General features: G+C 55.7%; 3 protein-coding genes and 2 pseudogenes. 4 read left to right on the top strand and 1 reads right to left on the bottom strand.

The window, feature by feature from the left end; genetic code table 11:
- The 3 genes from WKB25_RS21010 to WKB25_RS21000 form a co-directional block, all read left to right on the top strand.
- The coding region (locus WKB25_RS21010) for an RHS repeat-associated core domain-containing protein (protein WP_340572782.1) at positions 1–842 on the top strand (842 nt) is incomplete at its 5' end.
- Positions 839–1,306 carry a hypothetical protein gene (locus tag WKB25_RS21005; RefSeq protein WP_340572780.1) on the top strand — a complete coding sequence of 156 codons (468 nt, stop codon included), beginning with the start codon at positions 839–841 and terminating at the stop codon, positions 1,304–1,306. The genes WKB25_RS21010 and WKB25_RS21005, both read left to right, overlap by 4 nt.
- Before the next feature lie 149 nt (positions 1,307–1,455).
- The gene (locus WKB25_RS21000) at positions 1,456–1,962 is read left to right on the top strand and encodes a hypothetical protein (protein ID WP_340572779.1); all 507 of its coding nucleotides are present in this window, start codon (positions 1,456–1,458) and stop codon (positions 1,960–1,962) included.
- A 113-nt stretch (positions 1,963–2,075) separates the two neighbouring features.
- Here WKB25_RS21000 and WKB25_RS20995 read toward each other — a convergent pair.
- A pseudogene (locus WKB25_RS20995) lies at positions 2,076–2,315 on the bottom strand (aminotransferase class V-fold PLP-dependent enzyme); the annotation flags it as partial.
- 70 nt (positions 2,316–2,385) lie between these two features.
- Between WKB25_RS20995 and WKB25_RS20990 the strand changes: the two are divergent.
- Positions 2,386–2,772: pseudogene (locus WKB25_RS20990) on the top strand (RHS repeat domain-containing protein); the annotation flags it as partial.

Raw genomic sequence — 2,772 nt, 5'->3', positions numbered from 1 at the left:
GCTCACCGGTGGCGATCACCGATGCCAGCGGCAATGTCATCGAACGTACGGTGTATGAGCCCTATGGGGCCGTGGTCAATCGGCCGTTGAAGGATGGTCCTGGGTATACCGGACATGTGACGGACTCAGGCACTGGGCTTAGTTACATGCAGCAGCGGTACTATGACTCCCAGACTGCCGCATTTCTGGGTGCTGATCCAGTTGCAGCTAGTTCGGAAGGGGCATCATTCAATCGCTATCGCTATGCTTCTGCCAATCCTTACAGGTTCAAGGATCCGGACGGTAGGGCAGACATGAACGTGTTCGGTGAAGCCGATCCGAATGGGCTCAGAGCTGCGGGAGATGCGCTCAATATTCCGGGTAAGTTCACGGTTGCGGGGCACGCCAATAATATGGTTATTCAGGACCAGCGCGGGGGACGCATGGAAAACTACTCCACAGTCAGCTCCTGGGATATGGCTAGGACTCAGTTTGGGCTAAAACAGGGGCAAGAAGTATTCATGGCTGGTTGTCACTTGGGGGCGGAAATAGGTCAGGCAAAAGCTTTTGCTCAGGGGTGGGCGAACATGAATAAGTCGTCCGTATATGCTCCCAACGGATTTGTTCGCTATCCAAAAAACTATAAGCCTGGAGATGATATGACGCTCCGTGTCAGTATGGGTGAGAACGGAACCGGAGGAGCAGGCGTATGGCAGAAGTTCTCGCCTGGAGGGACGGGCCCGACAGGCCCAGCCATTCGCTCGATTACGATCAAAGCCGATGGCTCAATATCCTATCAGTTTGCTGAGCCCGAGCTGGGGTCCAGAATTCGAAGAATAGAAACGGTCAAGGTGAAGCAATGAAATCTCTTTCGCATTCCGTTGCTTTGTCTTTGCTGCTCGCTGGCTGCGGGAGCGGAGAGCCCCGGGACGAGCAGCTCTCCCGAAATGAGAAGTCTGAAGAAGCGCCAAGTTTGGTCCTTTCTGAAGAAGAGTTGAAGCGTCAGATTTCGATGGCTGAAAATGGCAGTGTGGAGGCTCGTCTAAAGCTGGAATGGCACTATTCGACGCGTGGCGATATGGAGCGATATCGTTACTGGCTTGAGGAGGGGGTCGCGCGAAGGGACGTCAGTTCAATGCAGCGATTGGCCCTGTTTCTGTCCATGGAGCAAGGCGGGGGGGATTGTAAGCGTGCGATGCAGATCCTTGAGCAAGGCTTGCGTCTTGATCCGCCGGAGACAACACGTGCACTGATGGAGGCGGATCTTCAGAGATTGCGCCATGAACGGATTGGGATTCCGCCTTGCGGGGTGGGGTCCTCCAATTAGGGGCCGCAACCAATGCGTATGCCCATAAGAATTCGTACGAATTCAATGATCCAGATGGGCCGTGCGCAGCGTGTTCTGACTCGGACTCGAGGTCACTAGATGGGCTGGTTTTGAGAGGAAAGCTGCTCTCTTCGCTCAGAGGCGTTCACGTGAAGCAGGTTGGATTCGTGGCTTTCGTGGTGGCACTTGCATGCCAATTAATGGCGTGTCAAATGTCTGCAGAAGATAAAGCGCCGCACAAGACGAGCTGCGGAGGAACGATGCAGAATGCGTGCAGAGCGACTTTCAGGGCCCTTGCAGAGGATGCTCATGAATTCGATGGCCGCACGATTCGGATTGAAGGTTATCTTGCCGTTTCCCGGGATCTGTTTGTATTGAATTCAAGCAAAGAACTTTACGATGCGGGAGTGACTGATGAGACTTCTATCCGGATCAGGGGTTCGTTGGATGTTCAGGAGCGCATCTTCCAAGGGCATGCTTACTCTTGGGTGTCAGTGACCGGAACCTTTAAGAATAGAGGGAAGACTGGAACAACGGAGGATCTGTTGCTTGGGGAGATCTTCGCGCCTCTTGATGTGCGTCCGTTGAGGCTGCCATTGGAAGTGAAATGCCAAACGTTCGATGATGTGCTGCTTGATCTTGAGGACGTCAAGTAGGTCGCAATCCTTTCCAGGATTGGCCATCAATCGAAATTATGGATGCATCTCGCATAAACAAAAATGCCGCAGTTTCCTGCGGCATTTTCGTCTTCCCGGGTCTGCTGATATTCTTACCCCAGCAACTTCCGCACCTTCGTCAACGCCACCATGAACCGCTCGATCTCTTCATGCGTGTTGTAGAACGCCAACGACGCACGGCAGGTCGCGGCCACGCCGTAGTACTGCAGCAGCGGATGCGCGCAGTGCTGGCCCGAACGCACGGCCACGCCTTCCAGATCCAGCAGCGTGGCCAGGTCGTGCGCGTGCGCGCCGTCGATCAGGAACGACACCACCGCTGCCTTTTCGGGTGCCTCGCCAGGGAATTCCGCTGGCCAGAGCCGTACTAGCACCACGACTTACTACGATAACCCGACGCTATGGTTGAACGGTCAGACGGCGCGCAATGTTCTCAATGGTATTGAGCAGTCGCGCACCGAGTTTGACACCGCCACGGGTCTGCCGTTGCGTGCCTATGCGTTCGGGCGCCTGGCACAACAGGTGACCTACGCAGCCGACGGTACGGTGGCGTCCGTCGCCGATGGCCGTGGCAACACCAGCCATCTTTCCAGTTGGAAACGCGGTGTGCCGCAGCAGTTGCGGATGCCGGCCACGGCTGAATCTCCCAATGGAGCGACGCGCACCGTTGTGGTGGACGACAACGGTTGGATCACCTCGTTGACCGATGAAATCGGTGCGACCACCAGTTTCAGCTACGACAGCATGGGGCGCCTACGCAGCCAGCAGTTCCCTGGTGGCGACACCGTGAGT

The organism is Stenotrophomonas sp. G106K1, assembly GCF_037969685.1.
GTDB classification, from domain to species: Bacteria; Pseudomonadota; Gammaproteobacteria; order Xanthomonadales; family Xanthomonadaceae; genus Stenotrophomonas; species Stenotrophomonas lactitubi.
The sequence above is the reverse complement of the archived record's forward strand: the minus strand, read 5'-3'. Positions and strand labels throughout refer to the sequence as shown.